Source organism: Nocardia sp. NPDC049737, assembly GCF_040674755.1.
GTDB lineage: Bacteria > Actinomycetota > Actinomycetes > Mycobacteriales > Mycobacteriaceae > Nocardia.
The window spans coordinates 311704-328799 of record NZ_JBFANH010000004.1 but is presented as its reverse complement, the minus strand read 5'-3'; the positions used below and the strand labels follow the sequence as shown (position 1 = coordinate 328799).

The following is a 17096-nucleotide window of genomic DNA, read 5'->3' as shown; positions in this document are numbered from 1 at the left end:
CCTGTGTGGCTCAATCCGGAGCCAGCTCGCCCCTGGTCCGCGACTCCATTTAGGCCCAAGCAACCTCCTGTCGATCCTGTCTGATTTCACCACAAGATTGGTCGGCATTCATCTGCGGGAAAGTGCCTATCGCAAGAAATTTGGAGGGTGATCGTCAAGCCAGTCGATATCGTTGTCGCGCTCGACGTAATGGCCGCCGGGCGGATTTTCGTACGCGGTCAGCAAGATCGCTCGAGTACTCGGCGACGCAGCCGAGAGGTTTGAGTCTCTGATGTCCTTCCAGTCGCTCCAATCCCATCCGGCACCTGCGTCGATGTTGAATATGGTTGCTTCGTGCTCGACTCCATTGACGAATACCTGTGCTTCGGTTGGCCCATCGGGATCTCGGACAATGACCACCTCGACATGCGGCATCATGTGACGCCGGGGCAACCAGTTCATCAAAGCGGCAGCAATCATTGGATCGGTCCTTCAGGTGGGCGTAGGGCGTCGATGTCGAGGTGTACGAAGTCTGCCCGCAGTGGTTCTGAGTGGCAGGATGGCGATTAGTTGTCTTCGTCCGCGTCGCCGCTGTAGGTCGGCCAGCCATCCTCGCCGACCTCACACCGCGAACCGTCCGCCCGATGGAGTACCGGCCGGCTGTCCGAGGGTGCCTGTTGCAGCTTCTCGACGGTGTCCTCGTGGAACGTGGCAAGCAATGCCTTTACAGAGGGCGCGATTACGTTTGGTGGACAAGGAAACTCGGGCATTGGATCTAAGCTCCCGACGTCCCGCGGCCGATGTCGGCCGGATTCAGCAGCGCCGCCCAGTAGTCGTGCTGCAGGGCGTCCCACAGATCGCTGTGTTTTGGAAGCATCTGTCGCGCGTCGGTCAGGTCGGGGTAGGCATCGAACAGGATCGTTCCTGGTTGCACGGCTGGGAGCGGGGTCTTGGATGGCAGTCGATGTGCTGTGAACGATTCGGGAATCAGCTGCACCCGCAGGATGCGGGTAGTAAGCCCGATTAGCTGCCACATCGCGACTTTGCGTCCGTCGCGGGTTTGCGAGGTACGCAACGCGGTTCGCTGCATGATCAGGCCTTACATTCCTGGTGTTCGGTGCCAGAACTCACTGCAGCTCGACACTGAGCTGATTGGGCCGCCCATCGTTCGACGGCGGCGGCGACACGCGTGACGAGTTCGACTGGAGGCAGGTCGATCAATCGTGGCGGTATGCAGTATTGACCCCGAACGCGTTGCGGCAGTTCTTTACTCATCGCAGCCTCCCCTTCTGGCATCTGTTGTCGTGTGGTGCAGAGGCGACGACAGCAGTCTTGGCTCACTGCCAGGGGAACTGCTGTCGGCGCGACTCTCGGGCGTGACTTCAGCGTCGATCAGTTGCCGGGGCGTTCCTACTGCGTTTCGGGGACGTTTGGGACGGTTCACGATAAAGTCCCTGCTGTCCCGAGGGCGGAGGGAGGCGTACCGTGAACCATGCTTTGCGGCAGGCCATGGCGAAGGCCAAGATCACCGAACAACAGCTCGCCGAAAGATGTGAAGTCGACGCCAAAACGGTTAATCGGTGGTTGGCAAACCCCACGCGCGTACCGCATGCCCGTCACCGTTGGGCGGTATGCGAAGTTCTAGAAGCTGAGGAGGCAGTCTTGTGGCCTTCGGCTGTGCGCCTAACCCTGAAGACCGGGCCGGATCGCGAAGTCGTTCAAGTCTTTCCCTACCGATCCGCCGCACCGGCCTCGCTGTGGCGATCGTTGATCACCAAAGCCAGCCGTGAGCTGACGTTTGCGGGCTACACCAATTACTTCTTGTGGCTGGAACAAGCGAAGCTGGCCGACATCCTTCGCCGCAAGGCCGCGAACGGTTGCCGCATTCGATTCCTGATCGGCGATCCGAATGATGACGTAACCCGAGCCCGCGAGCGCGAAGAGGATGTCCCACTTACATTGTCGACACGTATTGCGGTGACCATCGGCGAACTGCACAAGCTGCGCGGTGTGGACAGCATCGAGGGCCGTTTCACGAACGGGCATGTCAACCTGTCGGTCTTTCGGTTCGACAACGACATGATCGTGACACCGATTCTCGCGAGACGAGTGGGCCATGACTCGCCGATGTTCCATCTCAGACGTGAGCAGGACGACGGTATGTTCGACCGATTCTCCGATCATGTCGAAGACTTGTGGTCTCGAGGCCGCAATATTTGGGAGGCGATCGAGCATGGCACGACGTGATTACGAGAACGATCCGAATGCGCCCAAAGCGAACAGCCTGGTTCCGGCGGCTTCGGTGGTCGTAGTCGACGAAACCGGGCAGATCCTGTTGCAGCGTCGGGTGGACAACGAGATGTGGGCATTGCCCGGGGGGAAGATGGAACTCGGCGAATCGCTCGCGGAGTGCGGTATCCGGGAGACCAAGGAAGAAACTGGCATCGATATCGAAATCACCGGGATCGTCGGCACCTACACGAACCCCGGCCACGTGTTTGCCTACGATAACGGTGAAGTGCGACAAGAGTTTTCGATATGTCTCCTGGGGCGGCCACTCAGCGGAACCATCCGCGTGTCCGATGAATCTACGGAAGTGGCCTGGTTCGATACATGTGAAATCGACACGCTCCCTATGGTGGCGAGTATTCGTAGACGGATTGATGACTGGCGATCTGGAAAGGCTCCCATCGTCAGGTAGTGTCGCAATTCAGGACCTTGATCAGAGTGTTTCAGTTGATCGGCAGGACTGCTAGGCGGTCGATCGGTGATCGTCGCCCGGGTCAGCGGCGGACTTATTCGACCGCCACACTTCGGCGCTAATGCAGCGAAAGTTTGCACGCCTCAGCGACATAGAACGCCTGCAGTGCACATCGGCTGGGAGCAGGAGTGAACTTTGCCGGCCGCTGTGGAGAGGAACGCGGCGAACTCGTCGGCATACGCCTGACGGAAGCGTTCCATGAAAGAGGATTACGTCCATCTGTATTCCGAGATAGGCGCAGGCAAAACGAGTTCTACGAGTGCGCGATTGGATCTCGGGGTCAGAAGCGGTACGCTGCCGCCCGGTGACCGGCCTTGGTTGCTGCCGACGAACTCGATCGAAACCGTGCCTACTACTGCATGACTGGGAGGGCTCAGCGGCCGGCGTGTTTATGCATCCAGGCGGCCAGAGCGAGGGAGGCTACTTCTAGTAGTAAGAGGAGGACGCCGGAAGTCATCAGGCAGGTGGAGATTTGGGAGAGGCGGGTGGAGCGGGAGCGGGTGGTGAAGTAAGCGTCGGTGGGGAGGTTGTCGCCGATGAAGCAGGACTTGGCGGCTTGGGTGGCTTTAGTGGCGAGGGAGTCGGTGGCTACGGATGCGGTCAAGGCGGTGACTGCGGCGGTGATGCAGAGGATCGAGATAGTGATGAGTGCGGCGAATAGCATCAGACCCCCGAGGATTTCGGCTTCTAGAGGTCAGCGGATGGTCGTGCTGACTACAAGAAGTGTTGCAGCAGGGTGTGACATCTTTTGCGGTACAACAGATTCGTGAGCGAGCGTCGGTTTGTGCGGTTCGAAGCTGCGGAAGCGAACCGGCATGGGCGGCATCCGGGTGTGTTCGGGCTGGTCAATGGGTTGGCGTGGGCGGGGGTGTTGACAGGGGAGCAGGAGCGGTTTCGGCGGGTCAACAACGATTGGTACAACGCGAATCTTGTTGATCCGAGTGAGGTGGATCCTGGGATCTACGACCGTGCGGTTCATCCAGGAGCGGCGTCGTGGTTCAATGCGGCGGCTGTGGGGATGATCGGGCGGGTGGAGGGGTATCTCGCGATCCTTGACGCACATGGCGTGGGGTGGGTGCGGTTGGATTCCGGTGCGCCAGGGGAGATCCTGTACGAGGATTCGAATCAGGTGGTCGCGGTTCAGCGTGCCGGGGGCGAAGCGGATGCCGCCAAGGATTCCCGGTGATCGTCCGTCCAGCTAGGTGGGAGCCCAGTGCGACGCGGACCTGTCAGCGGCGGACTCCGGCCACGGCAACTGGCCGATTTTCGTGTCGCGAAAGTTCGCATGCTTCAGCGATATAGAACGCTTCGAGTGCGTCGGCGGGCGTGCAGGGGCTGGCGAGTTCGCCAGATACTACGGAGAGGAACGCCGCGAGTTCGTCGGTGTAGGCCCGACGGAAGCGTTCCATGAAGCTGGGGTAGGCGGGGTATGGCGAAGGGGCGTAGTCGGGTTCGACGGAAGTCAACGGTGACCGGTCGTCGAGGCCGACGACGGCATTTCCGAGGGAGCCGAGGGCTTCTAGACGGACGTCGTAGCCTGCGCCGTTGTAGCGGCCGAGGGAGACTGTGGCCAGAGCGCCGTCGTCCAGGCGCAGCAGCACCGCTGCGGTGTCCACATCGCCCGCGTCGGCGAAGAATTGCTCGCCGCGGTTGGCTCCGGTTGCGTAGACCTCCACTACTTCGCGCCCCGTAACCCACCGGATGATGTCGAAATCGTGTACGCCGCAGTCGCGGAAGATGCCACCGGAGTGGGGAATGTATTCGGCGGGTGGGGGAGTGGGGTCGAGGGTGGTGGCGCGCAAGGTGTGCAGCCAGCCGAGTGAACCGGAGGCGATGGCATCGCGGGCGGCGCGGTAGCCGGCGTCGAAGCGGCGTTGGAAGCCGATTTGGACTGGAACGGTGGAGTTTTCGAGGTGGGCGATGACGGCGCGGGTGCCTTGAATGTCGGTGGCTACTGGTTTTTCGCAGAAGACCGGGATGCCTTGATCGACGGCGCGGGTGATGAGTTCGGGGTGGGAGTCGGTGGCGGTGGCGATGATGAGGCCGTCGAGTGGGGCGGCGAAGAGTGTGTCGATGTCGGGGACGGCTTGAACGCCGAGTTTGGTGGCGGCGGCGTGGGCGCGTTCGGCGTCGGCATCCGCGACGATGACGGTCTCGACACCGGGTAGGTGTTTCAGTGTTTCGGCATGGGAGGTGCCGATACGGCCGGTGCCCGCCAGGCCCAGCGTGACGGTATGTGCTGATGTCATCGGCTCTCCTCCTGGTGAAATGCGAATGGCGGTGGGTATACGAAAGCGTCAGTTGCGTGGTGCTGCGGTCGTCGCGCGAACGACCAGTGAAGGTTCCAGGCGGCGGCGCATTGGGTCGGTACGGCCGTCGCGCAGGCGCTCGACCAATGCCTCGATTGCCAAGCGGCCCATCTGAATTCGCGGCTGATCGATGGTGGTAAGGGAGACGTGGCGCAGGGCGGCAAGAGAGGTGTTGTCGTAGCCGATGACCGAAACATCGTGCGGCACCGAAAGTCCGGCTTCTTCGAGTGCCGACATCGCGCCGACGGCATTGAAGTCGTTGCCGCACACCAGTGCGGTGGGGAAGTTCTCACGAGAGAACAGATTCAGCAGTTTCTGGACCGCCGTGATGCCTCCCGAGTCGGTGTCCTCGCTGGCGATGATCATGGGCTCCAGCCCTTTTCGTGCCATCGCGGCACGGTAACCGCGACGGCGCGCGGCAGCGGTGAAGGCCCCGCCGCCGTCGAGATGCACGATCCGGCGGTGGCCGAGCGAGACCAGATGATCCACGGCCAGCGCGGCGCCGATCTCGCCGTCGTCATTGACGGTATCGACGTCCGCGATCGTAGAGCTGCGCGAAATGAGCACGATCGGGCATTTCTCGGCGGCGTCGCGAATGGCCGCCACCGGCAGTACGGGTGAAAGCAGGATGATTCCGCCGGGGCGGAAGGACAGCAGGCTTTCCAGTGCCGTGCGCTCACGGGCGGCGCTGCGGCGTCCGGTATTGAGGATCAGTTCCAGGTCTGCGTCCTGCGCGGCCGCGTCCATACCCTCCACCACATCGGCGAAGAACGCGTTGCGCAGGTCGGAGACCGTGACGCCGATGATGTTGGAGGTCCGGCTGGCCAGCGACCGCGCCATGATGTGCGGCTGATAGCCGAGCTCCTTCGCGGCCGCCAGCACCGCGCGGCGACGATGTTCGCTGACCTTCGGGGAGTTGCGCATGACGAGGGAGACCAGCGCGCGGGACACCCCGGCGCGGGCGGCGACGTCTTCCATGGTCGGTCGCGCCATCTCGCCTCCGTTCCGCATCCCACCGTGCTCCTGCAGTGTCGGACGTTACAAGGTTGGCCTGGCCTTATCAATAGAGCGCTCTAATCCGACATTTTTCTCACCGTCAGCGTCGGGTATTTTCGCTGCAAATACGAATTTTCGCAGGTAGCAGCGATGAAACAGCGACCGATGCAGTACTTGACACTCTATGACCTACGTTACATAGTTGGAGCGCTCCAACAGCGCCAGATCGACACCGAAGGTCGGAGAGCCGGATGACCCAACCTCGCTATCCGCTACGTATCGCGGCCGCACCGATCTCCTGGGGCGTCTGCGAAGTCCCCGGTTGGGGTCACGTGCTCGACGCGCGGACCGTCCTTACCGAGATGTCCGCCCTCGGCATCTCCGCGACGGAACTGGGCCCACCCGGCTACCTACCGCAGAATCCAGCCGAATTGCGCTCGCTGCTCGATGATTTCGGCATCACCGCGGTCGGGGGCTTCCTCGCCCTCCCGCTGCACTGCGGCCCGGCACAGGCAATCGAGACCGCCCGCGAAAACGCCGCGCTTTTCGCAGCGACGGGTGCGGAGGTGGTCGTCCTCGCGGCCGCGACCGGGCTCGACGGATACGACATGCGCCCAACACTTTCCGATGAAGAATGGCGGACCCTGATCCGAACCGCTGGCGCCATCCGAGATGTCGCCGCCGAATTCGGATTGCGCACCACCCTGCATCCGCACGTCGGCACCTACATCGAGAGCGACGCCGAAGTCGACAGGTTCCTTACCGATTCCGATCTGGACCTCTGCCTGGATACCGGCCATCTGCTGATCGGCGGCACCGATCCGGTGCGTCTCGCGCAGCGCCATCCGGATCGCATCGGACATATCCATCTCAAGGATGTGCGCAACGCCATTGCCGACCGAGTACGCAGCGGCGCAATGGAATACAGCGATGCCGTCCGCCGCGGCATCTACGCCCCGCTCGGCGACGGCGATATCGACATCGAGGCTCTGGTACGCGGCGTACACGCCGCAGGCTACCGCGGCTGGTACGTCATCGAACAGGACACGGCATTGCGCCCGAAGGATTCGGCAGAACTGCCCAGCCGCGACGCCGCCCGCAGTCTGATCCACCTTGCGGGCATAGCTTCCGCGCTGGGCTCAGTCCGAATCTAGATGGGAAGTGATGACAACGATGTCGCTGGAAATACGCACGGCATGGTGGCGGCGATCCCGTCGCGTGCTGCCGTGGCTGGCTGCGGCCACCCTCCTCGCCGCGTGTACGGGTCCGGGTGCGGATGTTTCCGCCCCGACCCAATCCCCGGTCGCGCAAGGCAAATTGGGCTCCGTCGCGGTGGTGACCCACGGCAGCCCAGGCGACGCCTTCTGGAACGTCGTCAAGAATGGCGCGGAGGCGGCGGGCAAGGATCTCGGCGTCCGCGTCGAGTACAACTCCTCGGGCGATCCGGGGCAGCAGGCCAAACTCATCGATAACGCTGTCGCACAAGGCGTGGACGGTCTCGTTGTATCGATGGCGAATCCTGAAGCTCTGAGATCCTCGATCGAAAAGGCCATTGCCGCGGGCATTCCGGTGGTGACCATCAACTCCGGTGAGAGCGAGAGCACCGAGTTCGGTGCGATCGGCCATGTGGGGCAGAGCGAAACACTGGCCGGACAGGCCGCGGGCAAGCGCCTCGCCGACGCTGGTCGCAAGAAGTTGCTGTGCGTGATCCACGAGGCGGGCAATATCGGTGCCAACCAGCGCTGTGACGGTGCGACCAAGGCCTTCGGTAATGGCACCACGCTGCAGGTGGATATCAACAATCCCACTGACGCGCAGTCCCGCATCAAGGGCGCATTGGAGGCGGACAGGTCCATCGACGCCGTGCTCACGCTGAATTCACAGGTAGCCGCCCGTGCGGTGGACGGTGTGAAGGAATCGCTGTCGACGGCGACAGTCGCGACCTTCGATCTGAATACCGATGTGGTCGAGGCCATTCGGGCCGGGAAGCTGCTGTTCGCCGTGGACCAGCAGCAGTACGAACAGGGCTATCTGCCGATCGTGCTGCTGCAGCTGTATCGGACGAATCTGAACTCGGTGGGTGGTGGCGCACCGGTGCAGACGGGTCCCGCCTTCGTCGACAAGAACAATGTCGAAGCTGTCGCGGCCCGCGTGGCACTGGGTATGCGCTGAGGGAGTGGATGAAATGACTATTGCCACAAAAACTTCCGAGGTCACGCCCAACACCCCGCCCGACGGGCCGTCGCTGTTGCAGCGGGTGGTCGTGCGTCCGGAGATCGGCGCATTGCTCGGCGCCGCACTGGTCTTCGTATTCTTCTCGATCATTACCGACCGTTTCCTCAGCTCACTCGGTGTCGCGACCTGGCTGGACGATTCATCCACGCTCGGCATCATGGCGGTCGCGGTCGCATTGCTGATGATCGGCGGCGAATTCGACCTCTCGGCCGGTGTCATGACCGCTTCTACCGCGCTGGTCACCGCATTGCTCGCGGTGCACGCGGGTTGGAATGTCTGGCTCGCGCTCCTGGTTTCGCTGCTCTTCGCGCTTATGGTGGGTGCCTTCAACGGCTGGCTCGTGATGCGAACGGGGCTACCGAGTTTCATCGTTACTCTTGGCACTTTCCTTGCGCTGCAAGGTCTCAACCTCGGCGTCACCCGTCTGGTTACCGGAACCGTTCAGGTGTCGGGCATTCGAGCCGCCGACGGATACAACTCGGCGGGCTGGGTCTTCGCCTCGACATTGGACATCGGCGATACGCACCTGCAAGCGTCGGTCGTCTGGTGGGTGGTCCTCACCGCGATCGCCGCACTTGTCCTGGTGCGCACCAAGTTCGGCAACTGGATTTTCGCGGTGGGCGGTGCGCTGCCGAGCGCGCGGGCTGTCGGCGTCCCCGCCGATCGGACGAAGATCCTGCTCTTCATGACCACCGCCTTCGCCGGTTGGGTAGTCGGATCTTGCAGTATCCTCCGGTTCTCCAGCGTGCAGGCGAATCAGGGCGTCGGGCTGGAACTGCACTACATCATCGCGGCCGTGGTCGGCGGCTGCCTGCTGACCGGCGGATTCGGTTCCGCGATCGGCGCCGCCATCGGCGCGCTGATCTTCGGCATGGCACGGCAGGGCATCGTTTTCGCCGGGTGGGACAGCGACTGGTTCATGCTGTTCCTCGGCGTGCTGCTGCTGGCCGCGGTGTTGGTCAACAACATATTCAAGAAGCGAGCCGAAAGGGTACGCCGATGAACACAGCATCGCGTAGCGATTCTGGTGGTCGGGTGACGGGTGGGCCACCCCTGATCGAAGCGATCGATATCGGCAAGAGCTACGGCGGTGTCGTCGCACTACGTGACGTCTCCACCGTGGTTAATGCCGGACAGGTCACCTGCATCCTCGGCGATAACGGTGCGGGCAAGTCGACCCTGATCAAGGTTCTCGCCGGAGTACATCAGCACGATCGCGGTGAACTGAAGCTGGATGGCCGGCCGACCCGGTTGTCTTCGCCCCGCGAGGCTTTGGACCACGGCATCGCGACCGTCTACCAGGATCTCGCCGTGGTGCCGCTGATGAGCGTCTGGCGCAACTTCGTACTCGGCTCCGAGCCGACCATCGGCTACGGTCCGCTGCGACTGCTCGACCGTCGCAGAGGCCGCGATATCGCGCGAGAGGCGTTGGCGGACATGGGGATCGAGATCCGGGACATGGAACAGCCGGTCGGCACGCTGTCGGGCGGACAACGCCAGTGCATCGCGATCGCCAGGGCCGTGCACTACGGGGCCAAGGTGCTCATCCTGGATGAACCGACCGCCGCCCTGGGGGTGAAACAGGCCGGTGTCGTACTGAAGTACGTTGTGCAGGCCCGGGATCGCGGGCTCGGGGTCATCCTCATCACCCACAACCCGCACCATGCTTATCCGGTTGGCGACCGCTTCCTGCTGCTCAAACGCGGTGCGATGCTCGGCTCGTACGAGAAGTCGAAGATCGACCTGCCGGAGTTGACAAGACAAATGGCCGGCGGTGCCGAATTGGACGCACTGCAGCACGAATTGCAGCGCGTGGTGACGCCGTGAGGCTGACAACGGCGCAGGCACTGGTCGGCTGGCTGGTCGCCCAGCATTCGGAGACCTTCGACGGCCGCGAAGTACCGTTGTTCCCGGCGGCTTTCGCGATATTCGGGCACGGCAATGTGCTCGGCCTCGGCACCGCACTATCCGAGCGTCGCGATGAAATCCCGGTCTGGCGTGGGCATACCGAGCAGGGAATGGCGCTGGCAGCCGTCGGCCTGGCGAAGGCGACCCACCGACGTCAGGTCGGAATCGCGACGTCCTCGATCGGTCCCGGCGCGCTGAATATGGTGACGGCCGCCGGAGTGGCACATGCGAATCGTCTTCCGCTGCTGCTGCTTCCGGGGGATACCTTCACCAACCGCGCACCGGATCCGGTGCTGCAACAGGTCGAACACTTCGGCGACCCGACCATTACCGTCAACGATGCCTTCCGCGCGGTCAGCCGCTACTTCGACCGCATCACCCGACCGGAACAACTGATTGCCACCTTGCCCCAGGCGGCGCGGGTGCTGACCGATGCGGCTGATGTGGGCCCTGTGACATTGGCATTGCCACAGGACGTCCAAGCCGAGACCTACGACTTTCCCGAGGCGCTTTTCGAGCCGGTCGTACACCGAATCACACGTTCGCGCCCAGACTCTCGGGTGCTGGCCGAGACAGCGCGGGCACTGCGATCGGCGCGACGTCCACTGTTGGTCCTCGGCGGCGGTGTGCGCTATTCGGGTGCGGGCCGGCTGGTACTCGAATTCGCTGAGCGGCACGGAATTCCGATAACCGAAACGACGGCTGGGCGCACTCTCGTACCGCACGACCACGAGTTGTATGCCGGTCCGCTGGGCATTACCGGCTCGGCGTCGGCCAATGCCGCTGCAGCACAGGCGGATCTGGTGTTGGCCATCGGCACCCGACTTCAGGACTTCACCACCGCCTCCTGGACCGTCTTCGCGCCCGACGTCCGGCTGATCACCGTCAACACGGCCCGTTTCGACGCGGTGAAGCACGGTGCGCTCGCGGTCGTGGGTGATGCCGACGCGACGGTGCGGGAATTGGCTGCGCTCCTGGCGAATTGGCAAGTCGATACCGAATGGTCCGAGCGCGCGGAAGGACTCCGCACCACCTGGGACGCCCATATCGACAAGCTGCGCGCACCGACACCGGGCGTTCCGAGCTACGCCCAAATCGTCGGCGTCGTCAACGAATTGAGTGCACCCGACGACTATGTGATGACCGCCTCGGGCGGTATGCCCGGCGAGCTGATCGGCGGCTGGCGGGCCACCGGCACCGTGCCGACCATGGACGTCGAGTACGGGTTCTCCTGCATGGGTTACGAACTCGCGGGTGCCTGGGGTGCGGCGATGGCGCATGTGCACGGTCTGGTCACCACCATGCTGGGCGACGGCTCCTATTTGATGCTCAACTCGGAGCTGTTCTCCGCGGCCTTCGCGGGCCACCGATTCGTCGCGGTCGTCTGCGACAACGACGGCTACGCGGTGATCGCCCGGCTCCAAGAAGGTCAGGGCGGCGACCCCTTCAACAACTTCTATGCCGACTGCCGCACCAACCACGTGCGACCGCCGCGCGCCGACTTCGCAAGCCACGCAAGATCATTGGGCTGCGCGGTCTTCACCGCGACCGATCTGACCGAGTTCCGCGGCGCGTATGCGCGGGCCAGGGCAGCGGCACTGAGCGAGTCCCGGCCGGCCGTTGTGGTCGTGCGCACCCAGCCGTCCGCCTGGACCGATGCGGGTGCCTGGTGGGAGGTCGGTGTGCCAGAGCACCTGGCGGGCCGCGCGGCCTACGACCAGGCCAAGACGGCGCAGCTGCGTTACCTGAACAGAGCCGAATCAGCGGACTAGCCGGTCGTGGCCTGCGGCCGGAAATTCCATCAATATGACGATCGCATGGCTCACTTGGTCACGGCTGCATAACTGAAAACCGACCACTTAGTGCACATCTGAGCCCGAACTGTCGTATTTTCTTTGCGAATTCTCAGTTCCGGTGCGAGGTCTATGTCGAGCGTGGTTGCTGGGATTTCGGCCGAGTCCGCATCGGTAGCCGAAACTGCGCGCTGACCTGGCGATCTATGCTCCGCTACCGGTCGATGATCAGGGTAGCCAGCCCTTCGCAACCGATGTTGCGTCCGCGGCCACACCGTTGCTCCAACGTCGGCTTGCTCACAGTTGCCACTGCTGGAAGTGGCCGAATTCGTCCGATGATGGCATTGTTGATCACGAGATCGGGCTTATCGAAGTGATCTGCTCGGCTCATCAACAGGAAGTAAGAAGTAAAGAACATGGCTCAAGGCAGTGTGAAGTGGTTCAACAGCGAGAAGGGCTTCGGCTTTATCGCTCAAGACGGAGGCGGCCCTGACGTCTTCGTGCATTACTCGGCCGTTTCCGGCTCGGGTTTCCGGTCCCTCGAAGAGGGCCAGCGCGTGGAGTTCGAGATCGGCCAGGGCCAGAAGGGCCCGCAGGCCCAGGACGTCCGCGCTATCTGATCAAGCGTGACTTAGGAGGCTCGCACCCGGCAGGGGGTGCGGGCCTCTCGTCGTTTTCGGGGACATTCAGGCGCTCTTGCCGAAGGTGACATGGGTGACCGCGGGGGAGTGAACCACCGAACTGATCTCGTAGCCCGGCAGGGTGGCGAGATCGTCGTAGAGCCGCTCGCCCGCGCCGAGCAGGATCGGGACCACCGCGAGATGCATCTCGTCCACCAGACCGGCGCGCAGAAACTGCCGAATCGCCGATGAGCCGCCCGCGAGCCGCACATCCTGACCGTCCGCGGCCTTGAATGCTTGGCGCAGAACGGCTTCCGGCGTTTGGTTCACGAAATGGAACGTTGTGCCACCCTCCATCGGCAGCGACGGCCGCGCGTGGTGGGTCATCACGAAGGTGTCGTGGTGGTAGGGCGGGTTGGCGCCCCACCAACCCTTCCATTCGTGATCGGTCCACGGACCGCGGATCGGGCCGAACATGTTGCGCCCCATGATGGTTGCGCCGATGCCGGCATCGCCCGCGACCATGAAATCGTTGTCCACGCCGGTCTCGCCGGTGTCCGCGCCGTCCATCTGGTGCGCGTAGCGCGTGGCCCACACCCAATCGTGCAGCCGCAATCCGCCCTCGCCGAGCGGGTTCTCGGGTCCCTGATTCGGTCCGGCGATGTAGCCGTCGAGCGAGATCGCGATGTTGTGCACGCGCAACTTTGCCATGATGTGTCTCTTCTCTGATCTGATTGCATTTTGCAATCGCTTGTGGGCAGCCTATGCGCAACTGGTTGTAGAATGCAAGCAGAAATGTCGAGGGAAGGAGCGCCACATGCGCGACGATGGACGTTCGGGCTGCCCGATCAACGCGACCATCGAGGTGATCGGCGATCGATGGACGCTGCTGGTGCTGCGTGACGTGATGTTCGGCAATCGCCGCCACTTCCGCGAGCTGCTGGCCGGATCGGAGGAGGGGATCGCGTCCAATATTCTGTCCGACCGGCTCAAGCGCCTGGTCGCGGCCGGACTGCTCAGTCGAGAGGACACTCGTCCCGGCCAGAAGGCCGAGTACCGGCTCACCGAGCCCGCGATCCAGTTGGTGCCGATTATGGCGCAATTGGGCGCATGGGGGCTGCGGCATCGCCCGACGACGAAGCGCCTGCGCGTGCGAGCGGAACTCCTCGAGGAGGGTGGACCGCAGCTGTGGGCCGAGTTCATGAACGAACTGCGTGAGTCGCACCTCGGGATTCCGCGTCCCGATCCGGACGCGCCGACCGCCACCGACCGTTTGGCCCGCGCTTACGCGGCTGCGGTCGCCGAGGTGTGACCGGCGGACCAGTGGCGCCTCGATGACATCTATCATCGGCGAACCCGCTGAGCGGCACTGCCTGACCGAATCCGATACCGCCGCCGCGATGACGGCGTCGGCCGACACTGCCGCCATCGTGCCGGCGACACCCGCGGTGCTGATCGCCGCCGGCCCCGGCTCGTTCCACTGCCATCGAGGCCGCACAACCGACCGCACCACCACCGCCGACCCTTCGTGGCGTTCCGCTGGACCCACGACCTTGTCCCGCCTGGTGCTGAGGTCCGCTCGTCGGCATCGGCATGATCCTCGCCGGCATCGGCTCGGCGGCAGTCTTTGGGTCCGGCACTGTCATGATCGCCATCGACGTGCTGTACGCCGGCGTGGCCTGAGGCGGCATACGGCCGCCGGGTCTGCGCCCCGCGTATCTGCTCTCCGGGCTGATCGAGTTTCCGGCGCTGTTCTACTTCCTGGTGATCGGCTTCGACGAACCACTGCACGTCACGGCGGCGGTCATGCTGTTTCCTACGTTCCTGCTCGCGGTGTGACGCAAGCCGACCACGCCGCATTGGACGGCGCCGTCGGAATGTCCCGAGCGCCGCGCGCTCGGAGGCCACCTGCTGGTCGCGACCGGGGTCGGCGTCCTCATCGCCGGATTCGGTGGCGCGCTGATGGCTACGGCGGTGGCGATCGTCGCCTCGGGCTGTGGGGTTGGCGACAGTGGCGAGGCGTGGGTGGATACTGCGCGGCACGGCTGCCGCGGGCTCGGCCAGCGCACTGGTGATCCCCTTCTCCATCCGCTCCACCGCGTTCATTCCTCTGCTGCCCGTGTATTCAAGTAGCGCCATGCTTGCTGTCGCGTTGATCTTGGCGCGGCCGTATCTGACGTATCGCGCCGATTAATACGCTGACTCGCGATGAGGCGGCAATGCAGTCTGTTATGTACGAGGGTTGCCGGGGTTGCACCGCGTCCTATCTCGGACAGATCTCAGGCGCTGTCGAACATTCTCTCAGAGATCTCTTAGAAAACTTCTTTTGCTGATCTAATTACCGCGCGAAAAAGCGCTTCCGACCTGCGTTCATGCATATATCGCCTGATCAGTAGAGTGTTGGTCGGTTGTCCAGATCACAATGAAAAGCGATATGTAGTCTGCGTCACAATTCGCCAGAATTTCGTAACCGGATTTGTTCACGCTCCGATGTGTCATGTGTCAGCCAGTTCGACTGGATTAGTTTTCGACGAAGAGGAATTTCATGATCCCCGTTATCATCGACACCGGTTCCGCCGCCCTGAACGGCCTGTTCTCCACCGGTAGCGCTGCTCTGCACGGTATTCTCAACACCCTGTGGACGGGTTCTTTCGGCGGCTGATAGCGCTGTCTCGGTCGATCGAATCGATCGAGCCGACGCCGCCGTGACGGCGTGCGACGAGGGAAGGCCTCGCACCGTTGGTGCGGGGCCTTCCTCCATGTTGAGGCACCCGCCTACCGGGGGAGTAGGCCGCGGCGGATTCCGGCCAACTAAGCTTGTGCGCGGTAATTGCCGACCCCTTTCCTCCCAGGAGTACCCCACAGTGAGCCAAGCAGGCCGTCCTGTTGTTCTGATCGCCGACAAGCTCGCCCAGTCGACCGTCGACGCGCTCGGTGACGGTGTCGAGGTCCGCTGGGTCGACGGCCCCGACCGTCCGGCGCTGCTGGCCGCGGTGCCCGAGGCGGATGCCCTACTCGTCCGCTCGGCGACCACCGTCGACGCCGAGGTGCTCGAGGCCGGGAAGAACCTGAAGATCGTCGCCCGCGCCGGCGTCGGCCTCGACAATGTCGATGTGCCCGCGGCCACCGAGCGCGGCGTCATGGTGGTCAACGCGCCCACCTCCAACATCCACACCGCCGCCGAGCACGCCGTCACGCTGCTACTGGCCGCGGCCCGCCAGATCCCGGCCGCCGATTCCACTCTGCGCGAGCGGACCTGGCAGCGCAGCAAGTTCAACGGCGTCGAGATCTTCGACAAGACCGTCGGTGTGGTCGGCCTCGGCCGCATCGGCCAGCTGTTCGCCGCGCGTCTGGCCGCCTTCGAGACCAAGGTGATCGCGTACGACCCCTACGTCTCCCCGGCCCGCGCCGCCCAGCTCGGCATCGAACTGCTGAGCCTGGACGAGCTGCTCGAGCGCGCCGACCTGATCTCGGTGCACCTGCCGAAGACCCCGGAGACCAAGGGCATCATCGGCAAGGAAGCCATCGCCAAGACCAAGCCGGGCGTCATCATCGTCAATGCCGCACGCGGTGGGCTGGTCGATGAGCAGGCGCTCGCCGACGCCATCAAGTCGGGTCACGTGCGTGCCGCCGGTCTGGATGTATTCGACACCGAGCCGTGCACCGACAGTCCGCTGTTCGACCTGCCGCAGGTCGTGGTGACCCCGCACCTGGGTGCATCCACCGCCGAGGCACAGGACCGCGCGGGCACCGATGTCGCCAAGTCCGTACTGCTGGCCCTGGCCGGTGAGTTCGTGCCGGGTGCGGTGAATGTCACCGGTGGCGCCGTCGGCGACGAGGTCGCGCCGTGGCTGGAGATCGTGCGCAAGCAGGGGCATCTGCTCGGTGCGGTGTCCAACGAGCTGCCGGTCAGCGTCGAGGTGCAGGTGCGTGGCGAGCTGGCCGCACAAGATGTTGCGGTGCTGGAGCTTTCGGCGCTGCGCGGCATCTTCTCCGCGCTGGTCGAGGACCAGGTCACCTTCGTCAACGCTCCCGCCTTGGCCAAGGACCGCGGCATTACCACCGAGGTCACCAAGGTTTCGGAGAGCCCGAGCCACCGCAGCGTCGTCGACCTGCGCGCGGTCTTCGGCGACGGCAGCACCCTGAATGTGGCGGGCACGCTGACCGAGCCGCAGCAGGTGCAGAAGATCGTCAACATCAACGGTCGCAACTACGACATGCGCGCCGAAGGTCTGAATCTGGCCGTGCTGAACTACGAGGACAAGCCGGGCGCCCTGGGCAAGATCGGCACCAAGCTCGGTGAGGCCGAGATCGACATCCTCGCCGCGCAGCTGAGCCAGGATGTCGATAAGGAGGGCGCGACCGTGGTTCTACGTGTGGCCCGCGAAGTCCCCGCCGACGTCCAGGCCGCGATCGCCGAATCCGTCGGCGCCGCCAAGATCGTCGTCGTCGACCTCTTCTGACCGCCACCGCCGCCGCGCACACCTACCCGTGC

The 17096-nt window shown here is 63.7% G+C and carries 18 protein-coding genes; 12 read left to right on the top strand and 6 right to left on the bottom strand.

Annotation, left to right across the window (positions count from 1 at the left end):
- Positions 1–126: 126 nt before the first annotated feature.
- Both AB0J47_RS08305 and AB0J47_RS08300 read right to left on the bottom strand, forming a co-directional pair.
- Positions 127–459 (bottom strand): hypothetical protein, encoded by a 333-nt coding sequence (locus AB0J47_RS08305; protein ID WP_364341898.1) that lies wholly within the window; start codon positions 457–459, stop codon positions 127–129.
- Between the two features lie 295 nt (positions 460–754).
- Positions 755–1069 (bottom strand): hypothetical protein, encoded by a 315-nt coding sequence (locus AB0J47_RS08300; protein ID WP_364341896.1) that lies wholly within the window; start codon positions 1067–1069, stop codon positions 755–757.
- A 395-nt stretch (positions 1070–1464) separates the two neighbouring features.
- On the opposite strand from AB0J47_RS08300, the gene AB0J47_RS08295 reads away from it, so the two are divergent.
- The gene (locus AB0J47_RS08295) at positions 1465–2226 is read left to right on the top strand and encodes a DUF5919 domain-containing protein (RefSeq protein WP_364341894.1); all 762 of its coding nucleotides are present in this window, start codon (positions 1465–1467) and stop codon (positions 2224–2226) included.
- Complete coding sequence (locus AB0J47_RS08290; protein WP_364341892.1) at positions 2213–2680, top strand: NUDIX domain-containing protein; 468 nt, start codon at positions 2213–2215, stop codon at positions 2678–2680. Before AB0J47_RS08295 ends, AB0J47_RS08290 begins: the two co-directional genes overlap by 14 nt.
- A gap of 433 nt (positions 2681–3113) precedes the next feature.
- On the opposite strand, the gene AB0J47_RS08285 is transcribed toward AB0J47_RS08290, so the two are convergent.
- Complete coding sequence (locus AB0J47_RS08285; RefSeq protein ID WP_364341890.1) at positions 3114–3404, bottom strand: hypothetical protein; 291 nt, start codon at positions 3402–3404, stop codon at positions 3114–3116.
- 102 nt (positions 3405–3506) lie between these two features.
- Here AB0J47_RS08285 and AB0J47_RS08280 point away from each other — a divergent pair, with 102 nt between their 5' ends.
- Positions 3507–3926, top strand: a complete 420-nt coding sequence (locus AB0J47_RS08280) for a hypothetical protein (protein WP_364341888.1) — start codon at positions 3507–3509, stop codon at positions 3924–3926.
- 43 nt (positions 3927–3969) lie between these two features.
- On the opposite strand, the gene AB0J47_RS08275 is transcribed toward AB0J47_RS08280, so the two are convergent.
- Together AB0J47_RS08275 and AB0J47_RS08270 are read right to left on the bottom strand one after the other, a co-directional pair.
- Positions 3970–4989: a Gfo/Idh/MocA family oxidoreductase gene (locus AB0J47_RS08275; RefSeq protein ID WP_364341886.1), complete on the bottom strand. Its 1020-nt coding sequence runs from the start codon at positions 4987–4989 to the stop codon at positions 3970–3972.
- Between the two features lie 48 nt (positions 4990–5037).
- On the bottom strand, positions 5038–6042 hold the full coding sequence (locus tag AB0J47_RS08270; protein ID WP_364341885.1) for a LacI family DNA-binding transcriptional regulator: 1005 nt from the start codon (positions 6040–6042) through the stop codon (positions 5038–5040).
- 254 nt (positions 6043–6296) lie between these two features.
- On the opposite strand from AB0J47_RS08270, the gene AB0J47_RS08265 reads away from it, so the two are divergent.
- The 6 genes from AB0J47_RS08265 to AB0J47_RS08240 all read left to right on the top strand — a co-directional run bounded on the left by AB0J47_RS08265 (position 6297) and on the right by AB0J47_RS08240 (position 12601).
- Positions 6297–7199, top strand: a complete 903-nt coding sequence (locus AB0J47_RS08265; RefSeq protein ID WP_364341883.1) for a TIM barrel protein — start codon at positions 6297–6299, stop codon at positions 7197–7199.
- Positions 7200–7209: 10 nt separating this feature from the next.
- Positions 7210–8217 (top strand): sugar ABC transporter substrate-binding protein, encoded by a 1008-nt coding sequence (locus tag AB0J47_RS08260; protein WP_364341881.1) that lies wholly within the window; start codon positions 7210–7212, stop codon positions 8215–8217.
- Positions 8218–8230: 13 nt separating this feature from the next.
- Positions 8231–9283 carry an ABC transporter permease gene (locus AB0J47_RS08255; protein ID WP_364341879.1) on the top strand — a complete coding sequence of 351 codons (1053 nt, stop codon included), beginning with the start codon at positions 8231–8233 and terminating at the stop codon, positions 9281–9283.
- On the top strand, positions 9280–10107 hold the full coding sequence (locus AB0J47_RS08250) for an ATP-binding cassette domain-containing protein (RefSeq protein WP_364341877.1): 828 nt from the start codon (positions 9280–9282) through the stop codon (positions 10105–10107). The genes AB0J47_RS08255 and AB0J47_RS08250 overlap by 4 nt, the downstream gene beginning before the upstream one ends.
- Positions 10104–11960, top strand: a complete 1857-nt coding sequence (gene iolD / locus AB0J47_RS08245) for a 3D-(3,5/4)-trihydroxycyclohexane-1,2-dione acylhydrolase (decyclizing) (RefSeq protein ID WP_364341875.1) — start codon at positions 10104–10106, stop codon at positions 11958–11960. The genes AB0J47_RS08250 and iolD overlap by 4 nt, the downstream gene beginning before the upstream one ends.
- 437 nt (positions 11961–12397) lie before the next feature.
- A complete protein-coding gene (locus AB0J47_RS08240) occupies positions 12398–12601 on the top strand; it encodes a cold-shock protein (protein WP_040693519.1) in 204 nt (67 codons plus the stop codon).
- Positions 12602–12667: 66 nt separating this feature from the next.
- Here AB0J47_RS08240 and AB0J47_RS08235 read toward each other — a convergent pair whose 3' ends face one another.
- Positions 12668–13312 carry a dihydrofolate reductase family protein gene (locus tag AB0J47_RS08235; protein WP_364341872.1) on the bottom strand — a complete coding sequence of 215 codons (645 nt, stop codon included), beginning with the start codon at positions 13310–13312 and terminating at the stop codon, positions 12668–12670.
- A 106-nt stretch (positions 13313–13418) separates the two neighbouring features.
- Here AB0J47_RS08235 and AB0J47_RS08230 point away from each other — a divergent pair, with 106 nt between their 5' ends.
- The 3 genes from AB0J47_RS08230 to serA all read left to right on the top strand — a co-directional run bounded on the left by AB0J47_RS08230 (position 13419) and on the right by serA (position 17064).
- Positions 13419–13913, top strand: coding sequence for a helix-turn-helix domain-containing protein (locus AB0J47_RS08230; RefSeq protein ID WP_364341870.1), 495 nt, complete (start codon positions 13419–13421; stop codon positions 13911–13913).
- Between the two features lie 699 nt (positions 13914–14612).
- The gene (locus AB0J47_RS08225; RefSeq protein ID WP_364341868.1) at positions 14613–14795 is read left to right on the top strand and encodes a hypothetical protein; all 183 of its coding nucleotides are present in this window, start codon (positions 14613–14615) and stop codon (positions 14793–14795) included.
- Between the two features lie 670 nt (positions 14796–15465).
- A complete protein-coding gene (serA, locus tag AB0J47_RS08220) occupies positions 15466–17064 on the top strand; it encodes a phosphoglycerate dehydrogenase (protein WP_364341866.1) in 1599 nt (532 codons plus the stop codon).
- The last annotated feature ends 32 nt before the right edge of the window (positions 17065–17096 follow it).